Origin of the sequence: Photobacterium alginatilyticum (assembly GCF_009910675.1) — a bacterium.
GTDB classification, from domain to species: Bacteria; Pseudomonadota; Gammaproteobacteria; order Enterobacterales; family Vibrionaceae; genus Photobacterium; species Photobacterium alginatilyticum.
Genome location: NZ_RSEJ01000076.1, coordinates 1 through 2,763, shown reverse-complemented (window position 1 = coordinate 2,763; position 2,763 = coordinate 1). Strand labels below are relative to the sequence as shown.

4 protein-coding genes are annotated in these 2,763 nt (G+C 40.6%); all 4 read left to right on the top strand.

The features are described from left to right. Positions 1 to 166: 166 nt before the first annotated feature. The 4 genes from EIZ48_RS27860 to EIZ48_RS29815 all read left to right on the top strand — a co-directional run bounded on the left by EIZ48_RS27860 (position 167) and on the right by EIZ48_RS29815 (position 2,529). A complete protein-coding gene (locus EIZ48_RS27860; RefSeq protein ID WP_160658619.1) occupies positions 167 to 472 on the top strand; it encodes a hypothetical protein in 306 nt (101 codons plus the stop codon). A gap of 101 nt (positions 473 to 573) precedes the next feature. Beyond that, positions 574 to 921: a hypothetical protein gene (locus tag EIZ48_RS27855; protein WP_160658617.1), complete on the top strand. Its 348-nt coding sequence runs from the start codon at positions 574 to 576 to the stop codon at positions 919 to 921. Positions 922 to 1,533: 612 nt separating this feature from the next. After that, positions 1,534 to 2,310, top strand: a complete 777-nt coding sequence (locus tag EIZ48_RS27850) for a hypothetical protein (RefSeq protein ID WP_160658616.1) — start codon at positions 1,534 to 1,536, stop codon at positions 2,308 to 2,310. Between the two features lie 96 nt (positions 2,311 to 2,406). Next, the gene (locus EIZ48_RS29815) at positions 2,407 to 2,529 is read left to right on the top strand and encodes a hypothetical protein (RefSeq protein ID WP_275690400.1); all 123 of its coding nucleotides are present in this window, start codon (positions 2,407 to 2,409) and stop codon (positions 2,527 to 2,529) included. Positions 2,530 to 2,763: the final 234 nt, after the last annotated feature.

The following is a 2,763-nucleotide window of genomic DNA, read 5'->3' as shown; positions in this document are numbered from 1 at the left end:
CTAAGGGAGTCGTGTAGTATTTGAATATCACGCATCTTGTTTTCTTCTTTTGTTTTTGTGGTGAATTCATTAGATCAGAAGGCAAGGTGCGTGTCTACTTATTGAACAGTAAAGGAATTTTGTGGGGATTCCTGAGTTGCAGGCGTTATGTTTTCTTGGGGTATGAATGTCAAAATATAGAAAGATTCTTGAGTTTTATCGACCTGAGTTTTTGACTGATCTTCAAGTAAGTCGCTTACAAGATCAAGGTTTATTAAAAGTATGGATGCAAGTAGAGACTGATGAAGAACGTAATTCAGTAGAGCTATCAGGTTTTGATGAATTGGCAGAAGCTGTTAGTTATTTGTTGTTAGCAGATCATGTTCTTATTTCTGAAGAGGTAGGTACTGGAAAAGAGTTTGGAACCATAAGAATTAGGTGTAGGGTCGATGACTGTTACTCAGAATTTTGGTGTGACACGGCAACCGTATAACAATGAAGTCAAAATTGATGTACTGTACTTAGCTACGATTGTTTCTTATACAACGTAGTTACGTCCGCTTGTCTCAAGTGTTATATATTATTGAGAGTTTTATGGAAATAGCAAAATTATTACATACTGGTTTTTCCACAGCGGATGCAGAGTATCCAGAAATACATCAAGTCAAAGGTGATGTTGTACTTAAATTTAAAGACTGGCAAGAATCAATTGTAGAAGTCTTCTTTGCTGATCCCGTAGCAATGAAATGGCAAATGGCTGAGTCTTTTCTTGAAGGTGAGCGTTATGATTCTTGTTACGTGATAGAGAACTCTGAATGGTTAAACCTGCATATAGCTCAAGATCAAATATCAGATGCAGAATGCTATAAGCACTATAAGTTTAATTTTAATGAGCTTGGACAGTTTGAAATTATAGCTCTTAGTTACACAGTGAAAACATAACAAAGCAATCAAGGTGACCCGTTACACTCGGCGGTTTTGGTATGGAGTTCGGTGTGCTTTGCTAGTTCAGTGTGGGGCACCTTATTGCAAGCGTTAGGCATGGGAAAAGCCTGCTTTTGGATCTGGTCGTTACCACGTCGCCCAAGAACGGGAAATCTTTGGCCATTCGCCCATCGTAGGGCTGCCCTTAAAGTTCTGGGAAGCGCAAGTTGCTATGTTCTTTGCTGCCTCAGGCGGTGGCAATATGCGTTCCTAGTTTCCCCGTTGCACTGTAGTGAAAGGCTAGCCGGCAACTCAACCTATCAGCCTGGAGATGCAGCCTCGATTAGCATCTCATCAGGATGTCATGCAAATGTAATTGGCTTTAAGGTGCTGATAGTGTTGATGTTACTTGAGATTCAGTAGTTGCTGTATCCCACGATTGGCGCCGGAGCGCGCTGAGAGTTCGACTGCCAGGTAGTGAAGCCACAAGTGGAAATGCCTAACAAAGCAATCAAGGTGACCCGTTACACTCGGCATTTTTGGTTCGAAGTTCGGTGCGCTTGGCTGGTTTTGCGTGGGGCACCTTATTGCTGGCGTTATGTGCTTAGATACGGTTAGTGAGAGAAATTAATGAAATACGTTATTTATTATGAAGATGATCGTATTGAAAAATACTTAATTTCATTGTCAAAGCGTGTTGTGCCTTTAGTCAAAAACGCTAAAAAAGAGCAGATTCTTGGAGTTATTGAATGTGTCAATCAAGTAAGGGGGTATTATGATATGGTACCGACTGGAGGTGATTCATTCAGCCGAGAAACGTTAGAACATGAAAGTGATGAGCATATATTTCTACGACAGATAAACCAGTTGAGTGAGAATCTTCTTTCCTTACTAGAAGGTAATGTGGAAAAAGATTGGCAGAAAATTGCTAATAATAAAGCTATTGAACGCTTTAAATCTGGGCTTAGTTCGTTTGAAGCAGCGAAGGAGTATCCATTAAGCACTTTGCCGAATCCTGAACAATACCAGATTGACAACGTATCAAGCACAATTGAAAAGAAGCATCTACAGTTAGAAATTGACCTTGATAATGCCGCTAAAACTGTAGAACGTGTACCTTCTTTTTCCGAAATAGCTGATAGCTTACGTGCCATCAATGTGTCATCAAGTTATATGATTTCGAAATGCTTAAAAGTACGAGGTCGACCAAAATCAGCACCAAATCAATACCTTCTAGCTGCTGTTTCTCAACTTGATGAATCATTTAAGGAGCACTTTCCTAAGTTGAAAGGAAGGACTAATGGAACTCCATTTCAGCAAGTTGCTTTCGAGATACTGTGTGATGAGTTCTTCGGTTCAAATACGAAAGAGCAAATTAAAATAGCAATCCGTCAATTAAAAAAGTAAGTCGGTGAAAAAAGTCGATAATCGACACGATTTTGTCAACGATATATACACAGATGAATTCGCTATAGTTATCTCATGATGATTTTGGAGGTAATTATGGATTTAAAAGATGTGGTTTTTTTAATTATTTCAATTGTCCCAGTTTGTATTGCTATTGGAGCTTGGGCTCAGAAGGTAATGTCTCACTTGGAAGATATTAGGAATGACCGCCGCACATAACAAGGCAATCAAGGTGACCCGTTACACTCGGCGGTTTTGGTATGAAGTTTGGTGCGCTTTGCCGGTTCAGTGTGGGGCACCTTATCGCAGGCGTTAGGCATGGGAAAAGCCTGCTTTTTGATCTGGTCGTAACCGCATCGCCCAAGAACGGGAAATCTTAGGCCACTCGTTCACCGTAGGGCTGTCCTTAACGTTCGGGGAAATGCAGGTTGTTCCGTTCTTTGTTGCCTCTGA